Annotated in this window: 15 protein-coding genes and 1 CRISPR repeat array; of the genes, 3 read left to right on the plus strand and 12 right to left on the minus strand. The window is 69.7% G+C overall.

Features of this window, described 5'->3' with window-relative positions; all coding sequences use genetic code 11:
• Positions 1-229: 229 nt before the first annotated feature.
• Complete coding sequence (locus BN1197_RS03460; protein WP_217991142.1) at positions 230-988, minus strand: sulfite exporter TauE/SafE family protein; 759 nt, start codon at positions 986-988, stop codon at positions 230-232.
• A complete protein-coding gene (locus tag BN1197_RS03465) occupies positions 988-2358 on the minus strand; it encodes an MBL fold metallo-hydrolase (protein WP_040156186.1) in 1371 nt (456 codons plus the stop codon). The genes BN1197_RS03460 and BN1197_RS03465 overlap by 1 nt, the downstream gene beginning before the upstream one ends.
• Positions 2359-2545: 187 nt before the next feature.
• On the opposite strand from BN1197_RS03465, the gene BN1197_RS03470 reads away from it, so the two are divergent.
• A complete protein-coding gene (locus tag BN1197_RS03470; RefSeq protein ID WP_052465942.1) occupies positions 2546-3019 on the plus strand; it encodes a GNAT family N-acetyltransferase in 474 nt (157 codons plus the stop codon).
• 35 nt (positions 3020-3054) lie between these two features.
• A CRISPR array of direct repeats spans positions 3055-4869; the repeat unit is 36 nt; unit sequence GCCGGAATTACGCGCCACCGTGAAGGTGGCGAACAC.
• A gap of 169 nt (positions 4870-5038) precedes the next feature.
• Here BN1197_RS03470 and cas2 read toward each other — a convergent pair.
• The 7 genes from cas2 to BN1197_RS03505 all read right to left on the minus strand — a co-directional run bounded on the left by cas2 (position 5039) and on the right by BN1197_RS03505 (position 16082).
• Complete coding sequence (cas2, locus tag BN1197_RS03475) at positions 5039-5323, minus strand: CRISPR-associated endonuclease Cas2 (RefSeq protein ID WP_040156187.1); 285 nt, start codon at positions 5321-5323, stop codon at positions 5039-5041.
• Positions 5323-6975, minus strand: a complete 1653-nt coding sequence (gene cas4g/cas1g, locus BN1197_RS03480) for a CRISPR-associated endonuclease Cas4g/Cas1g (RefSeq protein WP_217991143.1) — start codon at positions 6973-6975, stop codon at positions 5323-5325. The genes cas2 and cas4g/cas1g overlap by 1 nt, the downstream gene beginning before the upstream one ends.
• Entirely contained in the window at positions 6968-8536 is a 1569-nt protein-coding gene (csb2, locus tag BN1197_RS03485) for a type I-G CRISPR-associated protein Csb2 (RefSeq protein ID WP_040156189.1), read from the minus strand. Before csb2 ends, cas4g/cas1g begins: the two co-directional genes overlap by 8 nt.
• 1 nt (position 8537) lies before the next feature.
• Positions 8538-9533 (minus strand): type I-G CRISPR-associated RAMP protein Csb1/Cas7g, encoded by a 996-nt coding sequence (gene cas7g, locus BN1197_RS03490; protein WP_052465943.1) that lies wholly within the window; start codon positions 9531-9533, stop codon positions 8538-8540.
• Entirely contained in the window at positions 9530-11815 is a 2286-nt protein-coding gene (gene cas8g1 / locus BN1197_RS03495; protein ID WP_141397196.1) for a type I-G CRISPR-associated protein Cas8g1/Csx17, read from the minus strand. Before cas8g1 ends, cas7g begins: the two co-directional genes overlap by 4 nt.
• On the minus strand, positions 11815-14505 hold the full coding sequence (gene cas3g, locus BN1197_RS03500) for a type I-G CRISPR-associated helicase/endonuclease Cas3g (RefSeq protein ID WP_040156192.1): 2691 nt from the start codon (positions 14503-14505) through the stop codon (positions 11815-11817). The genes cas8g1 and cas3g overlap by 1 nt, the downstream gene beginning before the upstream one ends.
• A gap of 305 nt (positions 14506-14810) precedes the next feature.
• Positions 14811-16082 carry an alpha-amylase family protein gene (locus BN1197_RS03505; RefSeq protein ID WP_040156194.1) on the minus strand — a complete coding sequence of 424 codons (1272 nt, stop codon included), beginning with the start codon at positions 16080-16082 and terminating at the stop codon, positions 14811-14813.
• Positions 16083-16193: 111 nt separating this feature from the next.
• On the opposite strand from BN1197_RS03505, the gene BN1197_RS03510 reads away from it, so the two are divergent.
• Both BN1197_RS03510 and BN1197_RS03515 read left to right on the plus strand, forming a co-directional pair.
• On the plus strand, positions 16194-17129 hold the full coding sequence (locus BN1197_RS03510) for a hypothetical protein (protein WP_052465944.1): 936 nt from the start codon (positions 16194-16196) through the stop codon (positions 17127-17129).
• 269 nt (positions 17130-17398) lie between these two features.
• A complete protein-coding gene (locus BN1197_RS03515) occupies positions 17399-19351 on the plus strand; it encodes a PhoX family protein (RefSeq protein WP_040156195.1) in 1953 nt (650 codons plus the stop codon).
• Between the two features lie 172 nt (positions 19352-19523).
• On the opposite strand, the gene BN1197_RS03520 is transcribed toward BN1197_RS03515, so the two are convergent.
• Genes BN1197_RS03520 through BN1197_RS03530 form a run of 3 tightly spaced genes read right to left on the minus strand, consistent with a single transcriptional unit; the run spans position 19524 to position 24288 of the window.
• Entirely contained in the window at positions 19524-20531 is a 1008-nt protein-coding gene (locus tag BN1197_RS03520) for an NAD-dependent epimerase/dehydratase family protein (RefSeq protein WP_082043623.1), read from the minus strand.
• Entirely contained in the window at positions 20528-23272 is a 2745-nt protein-coding gene (locus BN1197_RS03525; RefSeq protein WP_315969800.1) for an alpha/beta fold hydrolase, read from the minus strand. Before BN1197_RS03525 ends, BN1197_RS03520 begins: the two co-directional genes overlap by 4 nt.
• Positions 23269-24288 carry a 3-oxoacyl-ACP synthase III gene (locus BN1197_RS03530; RefSeq protein ID WP_040156198.1) on the minus strand — a complete coding sequence of 340 codons (1020 nt, stop codon included), beginning with the start codon at positions 24286-24288 and terminating at the stop codon, positions 23269-23271. The genes BN1197_RS03525 and BN1197_RS03530 overlap by 4 nt, the downstream gene beginning before the upstream one ends.
• Positions 24289-24323 lie beyond the last annotated feature (35 nt).

Below are 24323 nucleotides of genomic sequence, written 5' to 3' on the forward strand. Positions count from 1 at the left end.
TGGTCAGTTGGGGATGCGTCAGGTGACGGTGTGTCAGGTGAGGGTGAAGCCGGTGTCGGCCGCGTGGTCGAAGGCGTCGTCGATCGCGACGACGTGTCGCCCGGCCGCGGCGAGGAAGGATGCGGCGATCGAGGCCCGGTAGCCGCCGGCGCAGTGGGCCTGCCACTCACGGGCCGCTCCTTCCGTTCGGTCATGGCGATCGTATACCCCTGGGGGTACCCTGCCGAGTTCAGTTCAGGAGGGCAGGGATGTTCTGAGCGGCGATGCCGAGCGCGACGACGACGAGCAGGGCGATGAAGGCGAGGTTGAGAACTCGCTGATCCACGCGGCCCGACAGTCGTGCGCCGAGGAGCGTGCCGATGACGGCGAGGACGGCGAATGGACCGATGACGCCCCAGTCGAGCGGGAGGCCCTGGGCGGCGCGCGAGGCGAGCGAGATCGCCGAGTTGACGGCGATGACGAGCAGCGAGGTGGCGACGGCGCTCGTCATGGACAGGCCCATGACGAGCGTCAGGGCCGGCACGATGACGAATCCGCCTCCCACGCCGAAGAACCCGGTGAGCAGGCCGACCACGGTCGCGGCAGCGACCCGGGCCGGCCAGCCCCGACTCCTGCTCTGCGCTGGGGCGCTCGACATCCGCTTGCGGATCATCACTCCGGCGACGACGAGCATGAGTGCGGCGAACGCGACCATCAGCACGGGTCCCGGCACGGTCGCCGACAGCCGCGAGCCGACCAGGGCGCCCACCGCGCCGAGCACGCCGAAGGTGAGCCCGTCGCGGATGTGGACCCGGCCGGCGCGCAGGTGCGGCACCATGCCGACCAGCGCCGACAGGCCGACGATGACGAGGGAGCCGGCCGTCGCCGCCCGTGGGGACTGACCCACGAGCGTGGTGAGGATCGGGACGGTGAGGATCGCCCCGCTACCACCGAGCGTGCCGAGCAGGATGCCGACGGCGAGAGCCAGCGGCAGGATCCACATGTCCATCAGCAGGCCATCGGGTTCGCTGCGGCCCAGGCGCCGTATCCGCCGATGAGGTCGGAGACGTCGGTGAAGCCGGCGTGACGCAGGTAGCTCGCGGCGACGTTGGAGCGCCATCCGCCGGCGCAGTTGACGATGACGGGACGATGCTCGTCGAGTTCATCGAGCCGGCGGCTCAATTCGGGCAGGGGGATGTTGACGGCGCCGGGGATGACGCCGCCCGCGACCTCGCCGGGGCCGCGCACGTCGACGAGCTGAGCGCCTGCGGGAAGGGACTCGAGCTGGTCCGCGCGCAGGCGGCTGGACTGCTCGGCCCTCTGCGGGTGGGCGACGAGATGCTCATCGAGGTCGGGCAGGTAGCCGACCACGTGGTCGTAGCCGATGCGGGCGAGACGGGTGGCGGTCTCCTGCTCTAGCCCCTCGGGGGCCACGAGGACGATGCGCTGATCGGGGGCGAGGAGCATGCCGACGGTCTCGGCGGTGCGGCCGTCGACCGGCACGCTGACGGAGCCTCGCAGGTGGGCGGCGGTGTACTCGTCGGCCGGGCGGGTGTCGAGCACGATCGCGCCGTCCGTGATCGCGGCCGTGAGATCCGCCTCGTCGAGGGCGGGGACGGTGTCGTCGAGCAGCGTGGCCCGCTGCTGCTTGTTGAGGGTGGCGTTGAAGGTGAAGTAGGAGGGAGCGCTCGGCTGACCTTCGGTGACGACCGCGACGAAGTCTTCCTCGCTCATCGGCCGACAGGCGTAGTTCGTGCGGCGCTGTTCGCCGATCGTCGACTGCTTCTCGGTCGAGAGGTTCTTGCCGCACGCCGATCCGGCGCCGTGGCCGGGGAAGACGCGGACGGCGTCGGGGAGGGCCATGAGCTTGTGCTGGACCGAGTCGTACAGCTTGCGGCCGAGCTCGTCGGCGGTCGCGCCGACGGAGGCGAGCAGGTCGGGGCGACCCACGTCGCCGATGAAGAGGGCGTCTCCGGTGAGGACGCCGTAGGCGACCTCGTCGTCGGCGTGCTCACGGACGAGGACGCTGATCGACTCGGGCGTGTGGCCCGGGGTCGCCATGATCTCGAGCGTCACATCGCCGAGGCCGATCCGTTCACCGTCCTTCAGCGCACGGAACTCGAACTCGGGCGAGGCGGCCTCGCCGTACCCGATCCACGCGCCGGTCTTCTCCGCGAGCTCGAGGTGGCCTGAGACGAAGTCGGCGTGGAAGTGGGTGTTGATGACGCCGACGATCGTCATGCCGTGCTCGGCGACCTCATCGAGGTAGTCGGTGACATCGCGGCGCGGGTCGACGACGACGGCCTGCTTCGTCGTCTCGTCACCGATGACGTACGACGCCTGCGACAGGCAGTCGAGGTAGTGCTGGGTGAAGAGCATGCGTGCGTCCCTCCAGGGGATGGCCGCGTGCTGTGGTGGGTCGCGGCGTGACGACAACACCCAGTAGAGCATACCCCCGGGGGTATGTGCCACCGGGCGGCGGTGAGCCACCTTCGCGGGATCAGTGCGCCCTGCGGGGCGGCAAAAATCACGAGCGTTGCCACATCGGCCCCCGTACCGTCGACGCATGAACCTCGTCATCAGGCGGTTGGCGCCGGAGGAATGGCAGACCTACCGGCAGGTGCGGCTGACGGCCTTGCGTGATTCGCCGTCGGCGTTCTGCGCCACCCTCGGTCAGTCGGAGGCGTACCCCGAGCAGACCTGGCGCGACTGGTGCACGCAGCCGTCGTGGTTCGCGTTCGTCGACGACGAACCCGTCGGCATGGCGCGCACCTTCCGCGACGAGCACCGCGATCTACCGATCCTCGTCTCGATGTGGGTGTCCCCGGCGGTACGCGGCACGTCGGTCGCCACCGACCTCGTCCGCTGCGTCGTCGACCAGGCCCGCGCCGACGGGGATGACGGGGTGCTCCTCGACGTCATCGACACCAACGCGCGGGCCCGGGCGCTCTACGAACGAATGGGATTCACGGAGACCGGCGCCCGCGAACAGCTTCCCGACGGCCGGGTGGAGGTGAGGATGGAACTGATGTTCGCTTGAACCCAGGCAGGGACAACAACTTCGCACGCCTCCGTGCCGGAATTACGCGCCACCGTGAAGGTGGCGAACACCAGCGCCAGGTTCGGATCCCACTTCATGCGGGCCTCGCCGGAATTACGCGCCACCGTGAAGGTGGCGAACACGTCGCGTTCTGCGTTACGCCCCGCAGGAAGTCGTTGCCGGAATTACGCGCCACCGTGAAGGTGGCGAACACGGCCGACAGCCTCGTCGCGCACGCCCAACTCCTCAACGCCGGAATTACGCGCCACCGTGAAGGTGGCGAACACCGGCCGCGGCGTAGATCGTCGCCAGGCGCGGGTCATAGCCGGAATTACGCGCCACCGTGAAGGTGGCGAACACCCGACGAGCGCGCCGGTGGGCGCACAATCCCCTCACTCCGCCGGAATTACGCGCCACCGTGAAGGTGGCGAACACCTTGGGACGGCATGGGACAAGCTGCCTGCTGGTGGTGCCGGAATTACGCGCCACCGTGAAGGTGGCGAACACTTGTCGGGCTTGGCCTCAGAGGCGATGACCTTGGCCTGCCGGAATTACGCGCCACCGTGAAGGTGGCGAACACCTCGTGATGATCTGTCATCAATCCTCTCCTCTCGTGCCGGAATTACGCGCCACCGTGAAGGTGGCGAACACCCGCGGAAGGGTGGTCGGTGACCGTGGAACACCCCCAGGCCGGAATTACGCGCCACCGTGAAGGTGGCGAACACAGGTCCCGAGACTCGTCGGGCTCTACCTGCAGTGGAACACCCCCAGGCCGGAATTACGCGCCACCGTGAAGGTGGCGAACACCCCTCCGACTGCGGCGTGAGCCGCTGGAACATCGTCTTGCCGGAATTACGCGCCACCGTGAAGGTGGCGAACACGGAGATCCCGCACCGCGAGGCGCTTCACACCGGAGCGGCCGGAATTACGCGCCACCGTGAAGGTGGCGAACACGAGGGGCGACGGGTGCCGCCGGCCTATCGGCTCACCCGGCCGGAATTACGCGCCACCGTGAAGGTGGCGAACACCGAGCAGGGCCTGTCCATCCGCGAGATCAGTGCCCGGATCGGGCCGGAATTACGCGCCACCGTGAAGGTGGCGAACACCACGCCGCTACGCCCATGACCACACGCCCCGCGACTGACCGCCGGAATTACGCGCCACCGTGAAGGTGGCGAACACCCGTCGCCACCGCGACCCCGATGGGCGCGTCCCTGTCGCCGGAATTACGCGCCACCGTGAAGGTGGCGAACACGGGACACGGCCTCGAGCTGGTCCAGTGGGAGGCCCGCGAGCCGGAATTACGCGCCACCGTGAAGGTGGCGAACACCGACGTGCCAGCGTCGGAGCCCCGCAAGCCCGCGTTGTTGCCGGAATTACGCGCCACCGTGAAGGTGGCGAACACTCTGCGACGAGTGCCTGACGGATGCCCTGAGCCGGGGCCGGAATTACGCGCCACCGTGAAGGTGGCGAACACCGCCGACCTCCTGCGGGAGCCCGGGGCCCGGGTCGCTCTCGCCGGAATTACGCGCCACCGTGAAGGTGGCGAACACGTTCGGGGATTTCGCGCGCATTCGTGTGACGATGCGCCGCCGGAATTACGCGCCACCGTGAAGGTGGCGAACACCGCCTGGTAGTGGGTGGATGCCAGCACGGAGATGTCTTCGCCGGAATTACGCGCCACCGTGAAGGTGGCGAACACCGCGTCTGTACGCGGCGGCGACGATGACCCGCGCCGAGGCCGGAATTACGCGCCACCGTGAAGGTGGCGAACACATCAGATAGGTGACTTTCATCTGCGCCGCGTTGGCTTGGCCGGAATTACGCGCCACCGTGAAGGTGGCGAACACAGGTCCCGAGACTCGTCGGGCTCTACCTGCAGGGATGCGAGCTGACGCGAGAGGTCGCGCGCAAGCGTGCGTTGATGTCCACTGTTCACGTGTCAAGATGCGGCCCACGGGGCCCTGACCTGCGCGCGAACCCTCCTGCGGGTGACGGGCAGCGCGCGGCCCCTCGCAGCTACACGACGAAGGGCCCCGCTGAGGGGAGGCGACGCGACTTCCCGATCACCTCCATGCGCTGCGTCCCAGGCACCCCCAGGTCGATCACGACCACGGAGTCGTCGCTCAAGTCGAGGAGACCTAGAAGGTCTTGCCGCCACGAAATGAGTTCCGCTCCGCTGAGGTCGCAGAGGAAAACCGAGTACTGGAGACGTTCGCCATATGCCTCCATCACCTTCGCAACCCGCCGCAGACGTTTGTCCTCGGCGATGTCGTAAGCGATGAGGTGGCGTCGGCGTGCCATCAGCGCGTCACCACGGGCACGTAATCGTCGATCTCCCCCACCATCGCGGCCGCCAGAACCCGCGCCTGAACCTCGAAGACCCGTCGGTAGGAGAGCCTGTACTTGTAGACCGGGTGGGTGAGCTCAGACGTCACGCGGCGCTCATACGCAGCGGTCACCTTCTTTCGGCCTTTGGCCGTGAGCTGGACGCCGATCCCCCGCCGGATGAAGTCCGACTCCGTGACCTCGTTGTTGTTGAACACCGAGATCGTCACCGAGTCCGCCACGATCGGCCTGAACTCCTCCATGAGGTCGAGCGCCAGCGACGGCCGCCCGAATCGAGGTCGATGCAGCACCCCGAGGTAGGGATCCAGACCGACCGCCAGGCAGGCCACCACGAGATCCTTGACGAGCAAGGCGTAGCAGTAGCCGAGCACGCAATTGACGGGATCAGGCGGGGGCCGCTTCTCGCGTCCTTGTGCTTCGAACGCGGACCTGATTCGCGGATCGGCGAGCATGCGGGAGAACGCGTCGAAATAGAGCCGCGCCGCCGCTCCCTCGATCCCGAGCAGGTCCGGATAGCGCGGTATCTCGACCGCCCGACGCGCGAGGTCCATCATCGCTGCTGCAGTCGCCGCCTCCACACCCCCACGAGAGAGACGACGCAGCAGCGTCCGCTGGTTGCGGATCTTGGCGTGCACCATCCGAGCCGCGAAGCGTCCGCCTGTCGCGTGCGCGATCACCTGTCGCCGGCGAAGTTCGACGTTCTTGTGCGGCTGTCCGGCCGACCACCCGTTCAGCCACCCACCGGTGCTCAGATACAGAACCGGGGCACCCGCTCCCCACAACCGTGTCAGCGCCTGTGTCGAGACCTGAACATTCCCGAAGACACACAAGGACTGAACGTCGATCAAGCGCAGATCGGCCGACTTCTCGCCATCTTTCGTTACGACGATGCGGCCTCCCCGCGCCGAGACCATCGATCCAGGCTCGGTCACGTACACCGGGCGCGAGTCTGGATCTCGCGGCAAGATTCGCCGCGCTGCCGTCTCCTTCCGGGCGAGAAGCACGTTGATCTCGTCCGGCAGACACAGCCCGGCGAGCGAGCAGCGCGTGCACTTTGCGCTGTCGATCAAAGGCAAGGGCGGCCGAATGCGTGCCGCGACTTCACGGCCTTCCTGAACGACCGAACGAAGCTCGTTCTTCGCCTCGTCGGTCCACGGCACCTCCACGCGGCGGTGAGTTTCGGCGTAGCTGATCACGCCATGCGTCACGACGTACCCCGCCGCCTCCAACAGCGCACATTGGGCCAGCGATTGGATTCGATCCGCGGGCCACGGAACTCCGTCGCGATCCGGATGGCCCCGCTTGTAGTCCACCGGCGAACAAGTGCCGTCGGTGTGGTCGACGCGGTCGACGACACACGTCAGCCCCCAGTCCGCGTCCGACAGGGCCACCGACCGCACGGTCTCCGGTGAGACGCCCTCCGGTGGAGCCAAGGCGCCGTGACGCGCATCGACATCACGATGTACCCAGCGCCCGTGCTCGGTGTCGTCGCTCGCCTCCCACTGACGATCCACCCACTCGAGATAGAAGAGTCGAGGGCAGTAGACGAACTCGTTGAGCATCCGCGCGGGCACCAGCGTGGGCACGTCCGACATGACCTCACCCATGTCTCCCGATCGGCACGAAAAGGCCGAAACCGAAGTGGCTCATCGCCCCGAGGGAGACCGGGCCGGGGAGACCGGGCTCGACACGCAACCGCACCATCGCTTGATAAGCAGGGTCGGCCATGCCGCGCGAGGCTCGGGCCGAGCCGGGCAGCAGCCACCGATTGCGTCGATAGCGCGACGCCCACCGGTTCGGATAGCTCGAGTCGACAACCTCGACATCGACGAGAGAGTGGCCGTCGAGAAACGCCCGCCGATCCCATTCCCGACGAATGTCATCGGCCACGAACTCGGGCATCGACTGCCGACGATGCCGATGGCGCGTCGTCAGGTACGGCGTCGCGGACACCCATTCGGTCGCATCGCGCCCGACGATCTCCGGGAGCACGTCGGCAGCCGACCCCATCCCGACGAGGTGCAAGTCTGCCGGCACGTAGCCCTTCGGCTGGTAGCCGCGACTGCGAAACAGGCCGGTCTGGCCCTGGTATCCCCGAACAAGAGGCAACACCCACGATTCCGGGATGCCGCTCGGGATCCAGACGGCGAGATCCTGAACGACGCGATGCCGCGGCACCTCGACGGCGACCCCCCCGCCTGCGCCGGCACTCCACGAGAAGCACTGGGAGCCCGTGCCCTCGAGCCAGAGCCAGTGCGCCGACTCGTGCCGCCGGAACTGTGTGGGCCTCCCGACGTTGCCGCCGTCACGAGGCAGATGCCCGCTGAGCACCGCATCCACCACGCCTGCGTCCTCAGCGGCCTTGAGGCGGCCGGCACGCAACGCCTCCGCAGCCCAGAGCCCGAACTCGGCGCGAAACGGGATCGGTCCGTGCACCCGCCAGCGAAGCGCCTCGATGACCGACCCGCCCTGCGACGGAGTGGGCCCCGTCTCCGGGAGGCGCCGAACATCCGGAGACCGCACCGGGCTCGTGTACGCCACCCACCGGCTGCCTCGAGGACGCAGCATCTTGGCAGCCCGCATCTCGTCCGGCAGTCGCTCGAGCTCCTCCCGGGTCGTCTCCTCGGTGAGGCACAGCACGCGATGTGCTCCTGCGGGATCAGGGACGCACCAGCCCGCATCATCCAAGCGGTCGCCGCCTACGTCGGCGTCGACGGCAAGACGGGCGTCACACACCGACTCGGCTCGGCCCAGGTACGGCAACGCTCGGACGAGGCGATCGAGCGTCTCTCGCGTCCGATCGTCGATGTCCGCGTCCCAGTGGATGAGGACCTCGGCGCGAGGGTCGACGTATACGGAGGCATCGAGCGTCATCGTCGTCTCCCGCTTCTCACCGCGCAGGTCGGCGGTCTGGGGTAGGTAGTGACGCGTGTGCTCTGACGTGACCGGAGGCAGCCAGTACCTCGGCGGCTCCCGGAGAACGTCGAGGACGGCGTCGACAGCGTCCTCCGGCAGGTCGGACGTTCTCGTGTACCAGACGGCGAGCAGCGCGCGAGCGAGCCGCCAGGGCGACGGCGGCCACTCGACATCGCCGCTGTTCGGCGCGCTATCCCAGCTTGTGGCGTGATAGTGACCGTGCGGGAACCGCACGGCGATCGTGACCGGCATCTCAGGTCGTCTCCGCGCGAACCTTCTTCGACCGGGCACTCTTTCCCGAACCCCGACGCACCGTCGTCATCTGCCCCAGCCCGTCGCGGGCGCCGTCGATCGCCGTCCGAAGTCGCGCCGTCGCCTCGTCGAGGCTCGTCAGCTCGATGCCATCGGTCTCGATGCCCCCGTCGACGACCTCGAATTCGCAGGCCGTACGCAGCCGGAAGCCGCCGAGGCCGAAGAAGGACGCCAGTTCGAAACCGATGATCGCCTCGAGGAGCTCCGTCTCGGCGTCCGTCAGACCGTACGACCGCAGCTGGGCATGGTCGACGGTGACGTACGCCGTGATCTCGCGAGCGGTGTACTCGACGCGGTGGTGCGGCACCATGCCGTAGCCGGTGTCGGCGTGGCCACCCGCGGTGTCGACGCGGTCGGTCTTCACTCCACCCGACACGGCGGGGGCGACGTCGGTCGCGTCGATAAAGGCGGTGACGGCCCGGGCGATCTTCGGCTGTCGCGGCCAGCCGTCACTCTGCTTCTGGGCGAAGAAGACCCCGTGCACCAGCGAGAGCGGGTCCAACTCGTAGACCCCCCGCGCGAGCCGTCGGTGATCCAACGGTTTGGACGCCTCGAGGCCGAGACGTGCGGGCAGCCACTGAGCTCCGGTCTGGCCGGTCTCCTCGACGGTGCCGTCCATGATGTACGCCGAGGCGAGTCGATGGGGTTCGATGCGCGACGCGGTGACGAACTCGCCGTCGGCGTCGACCACCTGGACGTAGGGGATGCCGTCGAACGTGTCGACCTGCGTGTCCGTGGCCTCGTTCCAGGTCGTCTCCTCCATGCGATTCGCCATCGACTGCGGGGATTCCACGTGGAGGCACTCCTGCCAGTCCGACTCGCCGACGGGGCGCCGGAACAGCGCCGCGCCGAGATCCGGAAAGCCGGTGGGCTGGAAGCGGTCGCCCGAAGCGGGCTTGAGCCGGATCTTCAGGTGACTCCGTGGCGGGAGGGTCATGACGAGACTCCTTCGTGGTCGAGGGGGTGAATTGAGCCGTCCGGGTTTGGATCGGGGGCGCCCGTCGGCGCGAGGTCTCCGGCGGTCGAATGCACCACGCCGAGGTGGTGCAGACCTGCGATCGAGACGGGGCAGAGCAGGGCCGCGGCGAGGCGAGTGCCCAAGCGGAGGTCATGGTTCGGGACCATCGGCGTCGTCATCGTGACGCGCCGCTCCGATCCGAGGCGCGACGGCGTTCGGTCCTCGCGCTCGGTGGCAGCGGTCCGTCGAGGTGCGATGCGCGACCGGTTGAGCAGCGCGACCGCGTCGGTGACGACGTCGCGGACGCGGCCCGCCCGCAGTCGCTGGGCCCACCCCTCCGGCCACGACTGGCGTGAGCGGGGCGAGAGGTCGTCGGCAGAGAACCCGGGAAGGAGGATCTCGCCGGAGGCCACGGCGGCGAGCGGAGCCAACGCCAGATCGGGCACGTGACGGTCCTGGCGCGCCCGAGTCGGCACGCGCCAGCCGGTCCAGTCGAGCGCGAGGCAGGCATCGAAGGCGTGCGCGAGCCGCGTCTCGTCGAGGTCGCCACGGACCCATCGGGTCACGTCACTCGGGCGGCATCGATACCCGTGATCGGCGACGAGACGCACGCCTCGCCCGGCGCCCCTGGAGCGGCCCGAGTGGGCGTCGCGCCAGACGGCGACGTCGGCGAGCACCTCGGGCAGCGGACGGACGCCGTAGCCGCGGACCGTCGGTCGGTGCCACTCGCGATCCCGGCCATGCGGCGCCTCTCCGACGAGGAGTCTCCGCATGGGCGCCCGATCACCGTCCCCCTCGTCGATCCAGGCCGAGGCCAAGGTCGCCGCTACTCGGTGCTCGGGTCTCTCGTCCAGCCACGGCGCCAGATACGCCGCGGCATCCACAGCACGCGGCTGCCGCGCCACCCCCGTGATCTCGTCGACTTCTCTGTCGGACAAGGCCGCCGAGTGCTCGCGTGCGGTGAGGGCAGCGAGCCAGTCGACGAGGTGACCACGCGCGGACTGGGGGTCATCGGTGGACACGAACGCCATGTGCAATAGGTCGAGCTCGCGGCGTTGCTCCTCTGCGCGCCCCGACGCGCCCCGGAGGAAACCCCTCATCCGCGCTTCGACCGGGAGCGCGATGTCGATGCCGAGGCGCGGCGCGACGTGGACCTGCTCTCGCAGGGCGGCGACGAACGCGAGGCCGTTGCGCTGGACGATGGCGTAGCGGCAGAACGACTCGATCCGACTGTCGACCCCATGCGATCGGGCTGCGGCATACATCCCTGCAGAAGTCGTCGGCGTGCGTCCACCCCAGGAGGCGCGAGCCTGACCGAACAACTGTGTGAGCTCTCGATGCCGCAACGGGCGGCCCCACAGCGGCGCCCAGAACTCCCCGCGGCCCTCCTCCGCGCTGCTGCCGGCCGTCGGTCCGATCGCCGACGGCTGCACCGTGAACGGCACCGCGGCATAGGAGTACGCCCCCCGCCCTGCGGATCGCGCCAACGATGCGGCCAGGTATCCGCATGCCTCGACCATGAGGACGTAATGCCAGGGATTGACGAGCGCCTTGTCTCCAGCGCTGAGCGTCCAGGTGCTCGGTGAAGGGGTTGCCTGTGGGTCGAACTGGCCGGCGTTTCCGGGTTTCAGTGGCACCGGCCGGTCGGCCGTCAACGCGTCGGTCGCCCAGGCCAGCGAGGTCGCGGGCTTGGCCCCGAGTTCGGGGATGACGTCGAGGAGCCGCTGATGGAAGTTGGACGAGAACTCGAGCCTGCCGTCGTTGCCGCCCGTGCCGTAGACGCCAGGAAAGTGCAGACGCTCCTCCCCCACGACGACGACCGCATCCAGCCACGGCAACGCCGGCTCCGGCACTTCGTTACGGAGGTCGATGACGAGACGCCGCTTGTCTTTGACGTCGGTGGCGCCTTCGGGCAGATGACGGGCCGTGACGGCGCGAACTGCCTCGTACGCGTCCTCGAAGGCCGCCAGCCGAGGCGAGTCGGTGGCCACGATGCGTTCCAGCACCTGCCGCTGGTTCTTGTCCTTCGGTTTGAAACCGCTACCGCCGTTCCACGGACTGAAGGCGGGCGTGGGTCGGTACTCCTCGACGAGGAAGTCGCGTACGTCGTCGAGATCGGTCTCCATGTGCAGGGTTCGTCCCGACCACCAGGTACGAACCTCGGGATCGGCCTGTTCGGCCACGACGCGTGCCAGCCCCAGCCCGGCGAGGTACGTGAGCAGGGAGTCGGCCCGGAGCCCGGGGAACGAGTGGACGGGCATCAGGCGGTCCTCTCCGGGGTGGGGCGGGCGCTGCTCGCGCGCCAATCGCTGACCCGCGTCACGGTCTCGAGGTAGGCGAGCCGGAAGGGTCCGAACTCGTCGAGCAGGTCGGCGGCGAGGAGGCCCCACGAGTCACCGCCCCCGGCGAAGAGGGAGAGATCGGCTTCAAGGCCCGGCAGCGACAGTTCTCCGAGATCGAGGTCCGGAAGCCATTCGCCGTCGACGATTCCGAGCAGCATCGTGCCGTCTCGGCCGTCACTGACCGGGTCGCGCGGAGTCACGCGCAGCACGCCGTGGTGTGCCCCGACGAGGTAGTCGACCAGGGGGTGCCGGTGGTCGGGGACGCCGAGGCGGCTCAGGAGTGCTCGTCCCTCCCGCGAACGCAGGTAGAGCACCGACGCGAGTTCGTGCCTGAACACCGGACGTCGCCGCTCGAGCTTGTGTCGCTTCGTCGCCAGCTCCAGCACCGTCCCTGATTCCCTCACCGGGTCGGCACGGACGACGAGTCGCCGTACGCGGTGGGGTCGTTGCTGGGGTTCGTCGTTCGGCGCCCCGTCGGTGGTGCCCGCATTGGGGTCACGCTTCTTGGAATCCTGCTCGTCGCGCGGGGCCTTGGCGAGCAGCCCGTCGGGTGGTTCATGACCCTGCTCGTGCTGCCCATTCGCGTCCGTCCCGATGCGACGCAGCGCGCTCTGCCATCCGGGGAAGCCCTTGCCGAGGTCGTGCGTCTGGACGGCTGCGGCAACGGCAGCGACGACGTCGTCATCCAATTCGGGCCTCGGGAGGCCGAGCCTGCGCTGGATGTTCTCGGCCTGCACCCGGGCTTCGGCCAGGTGGTCATCGAGGCGTTGCCATCCCGCTGTGAACGAGGCGGGGTCGGACGAAGCCTCGTCGGCGCTGGTGTCGGTCGGTTGGTCCGACTCGGTCTTCTGCGAGTTCGTCTCGTCGTCACCGGACCCTGAGGCGACCGGCACGTCGGTGTGGATCGGTGTGACGCGCGCCCTGAACGCCGCGTCGAAGCCGAACGTGGTGTCGTAACCGCCTGAATCCCGGTCGACAAGAACGAGGTCCTGCGGACGCAACGACGTCCGCGACGTGGCCCCCACCCAACGCTCGGTGAAGGGGTCGTAGATCCACGCGCGCACCCCCGCTCGACCCAGCAGCTTTCGCAACGCGCCGATCGACACCGACACCCTCCACTGCGGATCCGGCCTGGCGAGAACGGTGTCGAGCATGAGGGTCGCGGGATCGATCCACGCCACCTGGATGTCGGTGTCACGATCAGCGCGGATGTAGCGACTCACGTCGAGATCGCCGCCGCTGAGGTCGGGCGAGGTGTCGAAGAGTTGGACGAAGTCAGGGGCGCGAAGGATCGACAACGGTTCTGGCGCCTCGGCCACGTCGGTGCCGAGCAGATCCTCGGACGTCACCGCCCGGCCTTCGAGCTGGGTCAACCGGTCGATGGACGCCATGACGTCGGCGGCTTCGTACGGTTGCGGCTTGCCACGGTCGAACCAGTAGAGACGTGCAGTCGTCTCCTCGCCTGCACCTGCGAGTCCTGCTCGATTGCAGCGGCCGGCTCGCTGGCACACCGACGACCACGGCGCGGCCTCGGTGATGAGGGTCGTGGCATCGAGATCGACACCCGCCTCCACGGCCTGCGTGGCGACGACGATCGTGCCGGGTGTGCCGTCGAGGAGCTCGCGCCCCTTATCGCCGGTCAGGGTGCGGAGCCGGTCATTGAGCTCCTGACGCTCACGGCCGCGGAACCGGGAGTGGACGAGAAGGAGGTCGGGGCGGTCCGCGCGCGTGGTGAGCTGCTTGGACAGCGCCTTGTGAACGGCGACGGCCTCGTCGACGCGGTTGACGACGACGAGGGTCAGCGTGCCGACGCGGTGTTGCTCGAGCGCATGTTGCGCGATTACTGCATCCGTCGTCACGTCGTCGAGGCGGGTGATCCGGCGTGTTCCGGCGAGCCGACGCGCAAGTGGGCCACGTCGGTCGTCGGCCGCCAGGCGGACGAGTGACGAGTCCGCCATCGGATAGGGGTTGTCGACGGTGGCGAGGTAGGTGGAGTCCACCGTGGCGGACATGCAGGTCAGGCCGGTCGGCTCCGCGGTTCCATAGCGGCGCTGAAACGCTGCGATCTGCCGCGTCGTGCTCGTGGCCTGGCCGGCGAGCTGGATCTCGTCGACGACGACGTGCGCACCGTTGGTGACGAGAGCGAAGTCGATCGGGTATGTCCGGCGGCTCGCGCCGTAACCGCGAAGGAGTTGACGGGACACGATCTGATCGACGGTGCCGACGACGACGGACGCCGAATCCATGGCGACTCTCCACCCGGAGACGTCCTCGGCCCCCAGCGACCCACCCATGAGTTGGAGGACGGGGAGTTCGTCGTGCAGCCCGAGACGGTCGCGCATCGCGATGACCTCGTCGGTCACCGACTCGACGAGAACCCGCATCGGCAGCGCGTAGACGAGACGCCGAGGGGTCGCCGCTCGGACGGCAGGGTCGGGGTGAAACAGCCTGCGATACATCCACCCGCCCACGGCCGCGAAGGTCTTACCTGCGCCGGTCGGCACTTCGAGCACGTCCGGCAGCCCGTCACGTGCGACGGCGGCCTGGTAGGCGTACGGCTCGCCGTCCTCACGGCCGGTCGCGAGACGGAAGAAATCGGTGAACTCCATCGGCCACCTCCTGGATGCCATCCCAGCACACAGCAGGGTCGAGATCGGCGGATCGCTTCAGAGAGAAGGTCGTTGGTCACTCGCCTCAACCCAGCCAGGGCCGACGGCGACACAGAGGCATCGCCACCGACGAGCCGGACCCTCTAGGACCGGCCCCCACGCTCACCCGCATCCGACGCTGGATACGACGTAAGCGGGGGCTCTGCCGCGCGGCAGGAGATCCTCGCAATGAAGGGGCGTCAGCAGCATTGGGCCCGGACAGGTCGATCCGGTCGAGGTGCGGATGGAGCTGATGTTCGCGTGAATCACGCTCGATACGCGAACAACTCCGCCCCGTCCTCGCCCCGCACGACGGCGGACCGGGTCGTCGTCTCGAGCTCGACCGTGATCGACCCGTCGCCGTGACGGGCGCGGGAGCGGTAGACGAGGCGTTCGTTGCTGACCTCGGCCGTCTCGGTGATCGCGTCGACGAGCCAGGGGTGACGGCGACGCACGCCGATGAGGCGTTGGTGGATCTCGTACATCCAGCCGCCGAGGGCGAGGTCGTTCGGGGAGTCCGGAAACACGGGGCGCACCTGGTCGTCGCCGCTCCACCCCTCGGTCTTCTCGCCGGCGAACGCGTGCTCGTCTCCGTAGTAGACCGAGGGGATGCCGGCGACGGTCAACAGGATCGTCACGGCGAGGACGGCGAGCCCTTCGTCGCCCACCTTGGTCGCGATGCGCGTCGTGTCGTGGTTGCCGACGAACGTCTGCGGCACGAAGTGCTCGACGAACTCGCCGTGCCGGGTGAGCGACCACGCGAGCTCGTGGAAGTTGGTGTCCAACAGGCTGCTCCAGATCGCCTTCCACAGCTCGTACTGCGTGAGGGAGTCGATGGTGCTGCGCCGCACGATGTCGACGTAGTCGCCGTGGATGACCTCGCCGAGGAACCACGCGCTCGGGAACTCCTCGCGCACCCGCGGCAGCACGCGGGCCCAGAACTCCGGCGGCACCGCGTACGCGGCGTCGAGGCGCCACCCGTCGATGCCCCGGCGAAGCCAGTGCAGCATGACGTCGACGACGAGCTGCTCGACCACCGGCGAAGAGTGATCGAGCGCGACGAGGCCGCCATGACCCTCGAACGTCGCGTACTCCGGCTCGACACCCGGCGCCCACTCCTGCGGCCACGTGAGATGGAACCAGTCGGCCTCGGGCGCACTCGGCCCCTGCTCGAGCACCCGCTGGAACGCCGGGTGTTCGCGACCCACGTGGTTGAACACACCGTCGAGGACGATCCGCAGGCCCTTCTCCTTGGCCGCGGCGATCAACGCGTCGAGGTCGGCGTCGTCGCCCAGCCGCGGATCGAGCCGGAGGTAGTCGGTCGTGTCGTACCCGTGGGAGGTCGACTCGAACACCGGCCCGAGCAGCAACCCCGAGCAGCCGAGGTCGACCGCGTACGGCAACCAGGAGGTCAGATGCGGCAGGCGGTGCGTCGTCTCACGCGAGGTCACGTCGCGGATCGGCGCCCCGCAGAACCCCAGCGGGTACACGTGCCACCAGATCGCGTGATCCACCCAATCGACCGAAGAACGTTGCATCGCCCCATCATCGCAACACCGCACCGCCCGCGCCCCACCGACCGTACGGCGCAGTAACGAGGACCGGGCACGAAGAGCACGAGCCTCGGCGTCTCCTGCCATCATCGATATATGGCGGCCCCGGACGTTCTCGACGAGCTCTACGGAGCCGACCTCGCCGAGTTCGTCGCCACCCGCACCCGGCTCGCCAAGGACGCACGCGAGGCGGGTGACCGTGACCTCGCCGCGCGGATCACCGCGCTGCGCAAGCCCACGGTCGCCGCATGGGCCGTCAATCGGCTCGTGCGCGAGCGCCCCGTCGAGATCGAACGGCTCCTCGACCTCGGACGACGAATGCGCCAGGCCCAGGCCTCCCTCGACGTGGCCACGATGCAGTCGTTGCGGCGCGAACGTGACTCGACCCTCGAATCCTTCACGCGGGCGGCCGGGTTCGTCGCCGACGCCGGCGGACACGGGTTGAGCGTCTCCGCGAGCGATGCCGTCCGCGCGACCTGCGTGGCGGCCCTCGCCGACGAGAAGGCGGCCGAGGCCGTCGCGAGCGGCGCTCTCGTGCGCACCCTCGACTACGCCGGGTTCGGTGAGGTCGACCTCGACGACGCCGTCGCCGAGGGTTTCATCGCCCCGGCCCGACGCGCGGCGCCGGCCCACGAGCAGCAGATCGACACCACCGATGAGTCGGCGACCGCCGTGGCCCCGGGTTCAGGGGACGCACCGCACCCACCCGAGGAGACCGCCCCGGACACGTCGACCGAGCGCAGAGCACGCGACGACTCCGCCGCTCGGCGCGCACTGCGACGACGTCTCGAGGAGCAGGTGACCCTCGCCGATCACGAACTCGCACGCGCGTCGCTCGTCGTCGCCGACCGCGAGCAGAAGGCCGAGAAAGCGGCCGCCCGGGTCGACGAACTCGCCCGCCTGCTCGACGCGGCCCGCGACGAGGCGGCCCGCAAGGAGGACGCGGCGCAGACCGCCCGCGACGATCGGGATGCGGCCTCCGAGGCCTACGAGCAGGTCAGACGCCGCCTCGGCGACCTGCCGACCGTGTAGCTCGCCCATCAACGCCTCGGCGCGAACCCGGCAAGCGCGGATCCCGATGTCGCACAGCCGAGCTCCCACGCCTCGCGGTCGCGGCACGGACCCACCTCGACGTCACCTCCCTGGCCCTGATCGTTCTCCTGCGGGGCGCCGGAACGTCACCCTGCCTTCCTAGCGTCCCCGGGAGTACCACGACTCGGACGCCGATCGCACGTTCGTGCCACTCCAACAACACCGGGTCGGGGGTACGGCCACCCTTCGACCAGCTGAGGACTCCTGCCATGACCGAACAGATCGACATCGACGACATCAGCAGCAATCCGAGCCCCAACCGCCACTTCGGCGAGGTGCTCGAGGCCAACATCTCCCGCCGCAGCGTCCTCGGCGGGACGATCGGCGTCGCGGCCGTCGGCTTCTTCGCCGGCGCCCCCATGGCGCAGGCGGCCACGGTGCCCGCCACGACGACGACCTCCCTCGCCGCCGACAAGCACCGTCGCCCGCTCATGGGCTTCAAGTCCGTTCCGGTGAGCAAGGACGACACGGTCCACGTGCCCGAGGGCTACACGGCCGAGGTCCTCATCCCGTGGGGCACGCCCATCCACTCCGGCGGCCCGGCGTGGAAGAAGAACGCGGCCAACACCAGCCGCGACCAGGCCGTGCAGGTCGGGTTCAACCACGACGGCATGCACTTCTTCCCGTTCGACACCCGCGGCCGCATGAAGAGCCGCGGCGGCAAGCACGACAACAACGGCGCCGGCCTGCTCGTGCTCAACCACGAGTACACCGACCCCGCGCTGCTCACGCCCGACGGCCTCGAGGGCGAGATGACCCTCGAGAAGGCCCGCAAGCACCAGCACGCCCACGGCGTCACCGTGATGTCGGTGCGGCAGAAGCGCGACGGCTCCTGGGCCCACGGCGACTCCCCGTTCAACCGTCGCATCCACGTCAACACCCCCGTCACGTTCTCGGGCCCGGCGGCCGGCGACCCGCGCCTCAAGGCCAAGACCCCGCCCCGCGGCACGCTCAACAACTGCTCCATGGGCCACACGCCGTGGGGCACCTACGTGACGTGCGAGGAGAACTGGAACCAGTACTTCGGCACCACCGCCAAGGACCACAAGGCCACCGACGAGGAGAAGCGCTACGGCCTGCCCACCGGCGGCACCGAGTACCGCTGGGAAGAGGTCGACGAGCGCTTCGACATCGTCAAGGACCCCAACGAGCAGTACCGGTTCGGTTGGTGCGTCGAGATCGACCCCTTCGACCCCGACTCCACGCCCGTCAAGCGCACCGCGCTCGGCCGCGTCAAGCACGAGAACTGCTACTTCGCGGAGTCCCGCGGCCGCGTCGTCTCCTACAACGGTGACGACCAGGACGGCGAGTACATCTACAAGTTCGTCGGCTCCTCGCCCTGGCGTTCGGTGCGGGCCCGCGGCAAGAGCCCCCTCGACGAGGGCACCCTCTACGTCGCCCGGTTCGACGAGGACGGCACGGGCGTCTGGCTGCCCCTCGTCTTCGGCCAGGGCCCCCTCACCAAGGCCAACGGGTGGAAGGACCAGGCCGACGTGCTCGTGCGCACCCGTCGCGCCGCCGACGCCGTGGGCGCCACCAAGATGGACCGCCCCGAGTGGATCACCGAGAACCCCAAGACGGGCCACCTCTTCTGCACCCTCACCAACGGCAAGTCCGGCCCCAGCCCGGCCAACCCGCGCAAGCCCAACCCGTACGGCCACATCATCCGTTGGATGGAGACCGGCGGAGACAAGACCGGCACGACGTTCGAGTGGGACATCTTCGTGCTCGCCGGCGACCCCACCAAGGACCCGATGGTCAACATCAACGGCGACGCCTTCGGCTCCCCCGACGGCCTGTGGGGCGACCCGCTGGGCCGCCTCTGGATCGAGACCGACGTCTCCAACTCCACGCAGAACATCAAGGAGTACGAGAACCTCGGCAACAACCAGATGCTCTGCGCCGACCCCCACACCCGCGAGATCCGCCGGTTCCTCACCGGCCCCCGCGGCTGCGAGATCACCGGCGTCAGCGCCACCCCCGACCTGCGCACGATGTTCGTCAACATCCAGCACCCGGGCGAGGAGACCAAGGCCTGGGGCAAGCCGACCCCGGCGAACCCCAACGCCGTGAGCTCCTGGCCCGAGCACGACAAGTCGAGCCGCCCGCGCTCCGCGACGATCGTCATCCGCCGCAAGGACGGCGAGATCATCGGCTCCTGACGTCGCTGATCGACCACACGACTCGACGTCGCTCACGTCACTGACGTCGGCGCACCGGAGGCGGACCCCCACGGGGGTCCGCCTTCGTCGTGTCGTAGGTCGGTGATGCCGGGTCGCGGGGGCGTACGTGGTGCCCGCCCGCGACGACCCGTGCCGACGTCGCGACCGAGGGTCAGCCGCCGGCCGCGGCGAGGCGGGCGAAGCCCTCGTCGAGACTCACCCGCGGCGTCCAACCGAGTGCGTCGCGGGTGCGGCGCTGGTCGAACCAGTGCGCGGTGGTGACCTGCTCGACGAGAAAGCGCGTCAGCGGAGGATCGTCGTCGTCGCCGAGACCGAAGCGATCACGCACCGCGGTGAGGACGTCGACCGCGCTGCCCGCGACGAGCGCGAGTCGCGTCGGGATTCTCCGAGGCTCGGCGTCGGCACCGCCGGCGCGGGCCCAGGCGGCGAAGATCTCCGAGACCGGGCGCGGCTCTCCGTTGGTGACGACGAACGCCTCACCACGCACCTGCTCACAGCGGTCGAGGGCGGCCACGAATGCATCGACGGCGTTGTCGACGTACGTCGTGTCGACGAGTGCGGCCCCCGACCCGATCACCGGCAGCCGCCCGGCCTGCGCCCGACGGATGACGCGGGCCACGAGCTGGGTGTCACCCGGCCCCCACACGAGGTGCGGACGGACGACCGTGACCGCCGGGCCGCGGCCGTCCCGTCGCGCTCGGGCGTCGGCCGCGAGCGCGATGCGTTCGGAGATCGCCTTGCTCCGGGCGTACGACCCGCGGGCCCGCTCGGGGTCGGCCGGGCCCGCGCCCTCGCCGACGATGGACGCTCCCGCGTGCGCGACCGACGGACTCGACGTGTGGACCAGCCGCGGCACGTCATGACGGACGCAGGCTTCGACGATCGTGCGTGTGCCGACGACGTTGGCGCGCACGTAGTCGGGCCACGCGCCGGTGACGTTGACCTTGGCCGCGAGGTGGATCACCGCCTCCTGACCGGAGACGGCCCGCGAGACGGCATCGGCGTCGGCGACGTCTGCGAGCACCTCGTGCACGCCGATCTGCTGCGCGAGCCCGCTCGTCCGCCGCTGCAGGACCGTGACCTCGTCACCTCGTGACGCGAGAGCACGCGCGACTCCCCCGCCGAGCATCCCCGATGCGCCGGTGACGAGGACCTTCATCGCTCGCTCCGACCGGCGAGGACCGACTCGGCCCACGCCGCGAGTTCGGCGCGGTCGATCTTGCTCTGGTGGCGGATGTCGACGGGCATCGCGGCGCGTACGAGCACCGCGGCGACGGGCACTCCCGCGAGCGCGCGCACCTCGTCGGCGAGTTCGTCGCCCGCGAGGACCCGGCGCGGGTCGCTCTCCCGCTGCGTCACGGCCTCCTCGTCACCCACGGTGACGACCACGACGATCTGCTGCACGCCGGCGGGCCCGACACCCACGACCGCGGCCGAGCCGACCTGCGACGACGTCTCGACCCGCTGCTCGATGCCGACCGGGGTGACCGGCCCGCGCGGGGTGTGGACGACGTGGACCCGGCGGCCCTCGACCCACAGCCGGCCGGCGTCGTCGAGGTGACCGACGTCGCCGGAGCGGTGCCAGCCGCGGGGATGGTCGGCCGCGGCGTGGTCGACGGCCCAGAGCTGGTCGTAACGGTCCTTCATGTGGGCGGCGCGCACGCAGATCTCCCCGGTCACTCCGGGCTCGGTGGTCAGCGGGCCGTCGCCGTCACCGTGCTCACGGGCCAGGGGGGCGATCGCGATCGACACCCCGTCGAGCGGCACACCGACGCACACGCCCTCCTGGGTCTCGCCTGACTCCGCGATCTGTTCGAGCTCGGCGAGCGTCACGTCGGAGACCGGCAGGCACTCGGTCATGCCGTACGGCGTGTGCATCTCGGCGACGGGAAAGACGCTGCGGAGTTCCTGGAGCAACGTGAGCGGCACGGGCGCCCCGGCCGACATGACGATCCCGACCCGTGAGAGCGCCGTGCGCTGGGCCTCGTCCACGTCGGCGGCCGTGCGGAGCACGTTGCGCAGCGCGGCCGGTGAGGCGAAGACCGTCGTCGCGTCGGCGGCGCGGATCGCGTCGGCGAGGGCCGCCGCGGTGAGGGTCGACGGGGCCGTGACCTGCATGTCCGGCACGATGCCGGCCACTCCGAGCGCGGCGCCGTAGAGCGCGAACGGCGCGAAGGCCGCGCCGAGACGATCCCCCGGGCGGAGCCGGTAGATGTGGCCGAAGCCGCCGATCTGCGCACGGATCTGGTCGACGGTGTAGACGACGCCCTTGCTCGGCCCGGTCGCACCGGAGGTGAACAACACGGCCGCGTCCGACGATCCGGCGCGGCCGAGTGCGCCGAGGTCGCCCAGCCGCTCGCCGTGCCCGGCGAGATCCCGGCCTCGGGCGATGAGCTCGCGCAGCGACGACTGCACGCCGAGCATCCGCCGCACGGCGCCCGGCATCTCACCGGCGAGGAATCGCGCTCCCGGCACCCGTAGCGCCGGCAATGCCGTGATCGCCTTGGGAATCCCGATGATGTGGTCCGTGCCCGCGCCACGCAGAGCACGGCCCATCGCCGGCAGCCCGAGCCCGGCATCGGCGACGACGAGAACCGCCCCCGCGCGCCAGCACGCGTAGGCCGCGGTGGTGAGGTCGATGCCCGGCTCGACGAGCAGACCGACGCGATCGCCCGGACGCACACCCGCCTCGCGCAGCCCGAGCGCGAGGTGCTCCACCGTCTCCTCGAGCTGCCCGAACGTCACCGAGGCGACGGTCTCGCCTCCACGGATCTCGGCGACGCACAGGGCGTTCGGCTGCTCGCGCGCCATCTGCGTCAACCCGGCCCACGGGCAGCCGGACGTGCCGACGGCCCAGGCCGCCGGTGGGCGCTCCGATGCCGCTCGCGGGTCACCGTCGCTGACCTCTCCGTCGACCCGCGTGCGAACCCACGTCGCGATGTCGGTGGCGGTGCGCGGTGCGTCCTCGAGCACGAGGTGGGAGGCACCTTCGTAACGGTGGACGTCGGCGTGCGGAAGGCGTCGCCGCAGGTCGCGCAGATGGTCCTCGGAGAACACCGGGTCCTTCGGGCCGCGCAGCAGCAGCGCGGGCACCCGGGTCTCGGCCGGTTCGGCGCCGAGTGCGGCGAGGCCCTCGGCGAGCTCGGCCATCGTCGTCCGCGTCGCATCGGCGGGGTCGGCCGGGATGTCCGCGACGAACTGACCGACGAACTCGCGCTCGGCCCGGCTGCGGTAGGGCGCGGCGTAGGCGCGACGCACGACCCTCGGTGGGCGCGGGCTGCTCACCGCCGTCGCACCGCGGACGAAGGTCGGGGTGTCGACGGTCGCGGCTCGCAGCAGCCCCGCGACCACCGCGAACCGGAGGGGAAGCGGCAGACCCGCCTGGAAGTCGTGCCACACGGTCGTGTTCGCGAGCACGAGCCCCGCGAGCCGGTCGCGGTGCCGCAGCGCCCACCCGCTCGCCACCATGCCACCCCAGTCGTGACCGGCGACGACGACGCGATCCCCCAGGTCGAGCGCGTCGGTGAGCCGCGAGAGGTCCTCGATGCGGTGTGCGAGGGTGCGCGGCGCGCTCATCGACCCGTGTGGCCGATCGGAGAACCCCATCCCGAGCTGGTCGACCGCGACGACTCGCCAGCCCGGCGGCGCGGCCGCGAGCAGCCGTCGCCACAGGTACGACCACGTCGGGTTGCCGTGAATCGCGAGCAGAGTGCCGCGGGGCCGCTCTCCGGCGTCCTCCGTCTCGGCGTGGGTGTCGAGCAGATGCCACGTGCGTCGGATTCCGTCGGCGTCGGGCGCCTCGACGAGTCGCGACCACGACGGGTCGATCCCCGGCATGCCGACGAGCCGGGCTCGGATCGCCTCGGCCCGATCCGCCGCGGCCTCCGACGGTCGGATCACCAACGCACCTCGGTCATGGAGGTGTTGAGGCCGGAGCCGATGCCCATGAGCAGCACACGATCGCCCTTGCGCATCTTGTGCTGATACATCCCGAGCGTGAACGGGAGCGCGACCGGCCCGATGTTGCCGTACGTGTCGACGGTGACGGGGAACTTCTCGGCCGGGAGTTTGAGGGTGTCGCACAGGCACGCGATGTGGGCCGTCGAGGTCTGGTGGGCGACGTACCAGTCCATCTCCTCCCAATCCCACTCGCCCTTGGCCTCGGCCCAGGCGTCGGTGGCGAGCGAGAGCCCCTCGACGAACAACTTGCTCGCGTCGGTACGCATGCCGTCCATGCCACCGATGCACAGCTCGTGATGCTCCGTGCCGGCGCGCGTGATGCCGCCGATGATCTGGTGCCCCTCGGGGTGCCGGTCGGAGCGGCCGAGGACGATGCCGACGGCGCCGCTGCCGAGGGTCATCGTGGCGAACGCGTCCTTGACGTCCTGCCGGCTCCCCCCGTCGACGAGGCGAGCGATCGAGGCCTCCTGCATCTGCCGAGCCCCTTCGGAGGCGACGATCAACGCGTACTCGATCTGACCGGCGTCGATCATCGTGCCCGCGATCTGCAGGCTGTTGACCACGCCGAGGCACGCGTTGGTCACGTCGAACGCGATGCACGAGCGGGGCAGTTCGAGCTCGGCGTGGACCATCGCGGAGATGCCCGGCTCGAGGTGGGGGCGCGTGACCGAGGCGTTGACGATCAGCCCGATGCGATCGGCGTCGATACGCGCGTCGGCGATCGCCTGACGGCCGGCCTCGACGGCACCCCTGGTGTAGTCCGCGTCCTTCGGGAACCAGCGACGCTCCCTGACGCCGGCGAGGCGCTCGATCTGCCCGGCCATCATGCCGGTGGTGTCGTAGGCGGGCTGCAGTAGCTCGTCGAGATGGTCCGAGGTGACGACCTCGGGTGCTTCGACCGTGCTCACCGAGAGGATCGAGCAGTTGGCAAGACGGTACGAGGCGTTCTCGCTCATGGAGTTCCTTCCGAGGGCTGAGCCGGCTTGGGAGG

The sequence above is a fragment of the Mobilicoccus massiliensis genome (assembly GCF_000826525.2).
Classification (GTDB): Bacteria; Actinomycetota; Actinomycetes; order Actinomycetales; family Dermatophilaceae; genus Mobilicoccus; species Mobilicoccus massiliensis.

Excerpts from the sequence above, each read along its gene's own strand:
- BN1197_RS03520 (WP_082043623.1), bottom strand. The coding sequence starts at position 20,531 with ATGAAGGTCCTCGTCACCGGCGCATCGGGGATGCTCGGCGGGGGAGTC.
- cas3g (WP_040156192.1), bottom strand. The coding sequence starts at position 14,505 with ATGGAGTTCACCGATTTCTTCCGTCTCGCGACCGGCCGTGAGGACGGC.
- cas7g (WP_052465943.1), bottom strand. The coding sequence starts at position 9,533 with ATGACCCTCCCGCCACGGAGTCACCTGAAGATCCGGCTCAAGCCCGCT.
- BN1197_RS03465 (WP_040156186.1), bottom strand. The coding sequence starts at position 2,358 with ATGCTCTTCACCCAGCACTACCTCGACTGCCTGTCGCAGGCGTCGTAC.
- cas4g/cas1g (WP_217991143.1), bottom strand. The coding sequence starts at position 6,975 with ATGGGTGAGGTCATGTCGGACGTGCCCACGCTGGTGCCCGCGCGGATG.
- csb2 (WP_040156189.1), bottom strand. The coding sequence starts at position 8,536 with ATGCCGGTCACGATCGCCGTGCGGTTCCCGCACGGTCACTATCACGCC.
- BN1197_RS03510 (WP_052465944.1), top strand. The coding sequence starts at position 16,194 with ATGGCGGCCCCGGACGTTCTCGACGAGCTCTACGGAGCCGACCTCGCC.
- cas2 (WP_040156187.1), bottom strand. The coding sequence starts at position 5,323 with ATGGCACGCCGACGCCACCTCATCGCTTACGACATCGCCGAGGACAAA.
- BN1197_RS03530 (WP_040156198.1), bottom strand. The coding sequence starts at position 24,288 with ATGAGCGAGAACGCCTCGTACCGTCTTGCCAACTGCTCGATCCTCTCG.
- BN1197_RS03460 (WP_217991142.1), bottom strand. The coding sequence starts at position 988 with ATGGACATGTGGATCCTGCCGCTGGCTCTCGCCGTCGGCATCCTGCTC.
- BN1197_RS03515 (WP_040156195.1), top strand. The coding sequence starts at position 17,399 with ATGACCGAACAGATCGACATCGACGACATCAGCAGCAATCCGAGCCCC.
- cas8g1 (WP_141397196.1), bottom strand. The coding sequence starts at position 11,815 with ATGCCCGTCCACTCGTTCCCCGGGCTCCGGGCCGACTCCCTGCTCACG.
- BN1197_RS03470 (WP_052465942.1), top strand. The coding sequence starts at position 2,546 with ATGAACCTCGTCATCAGGCGGTTGGCGCCGGAGGAATGGCAGACCTAC.
- BN1197_RS03505 (WP_040156194.1), bottom strand. The coding sequence starts at position 16,082 with ATGCAACGTTCTTCGGTCGATTGGGTGGATCACGCGATCTGGTGGCAC.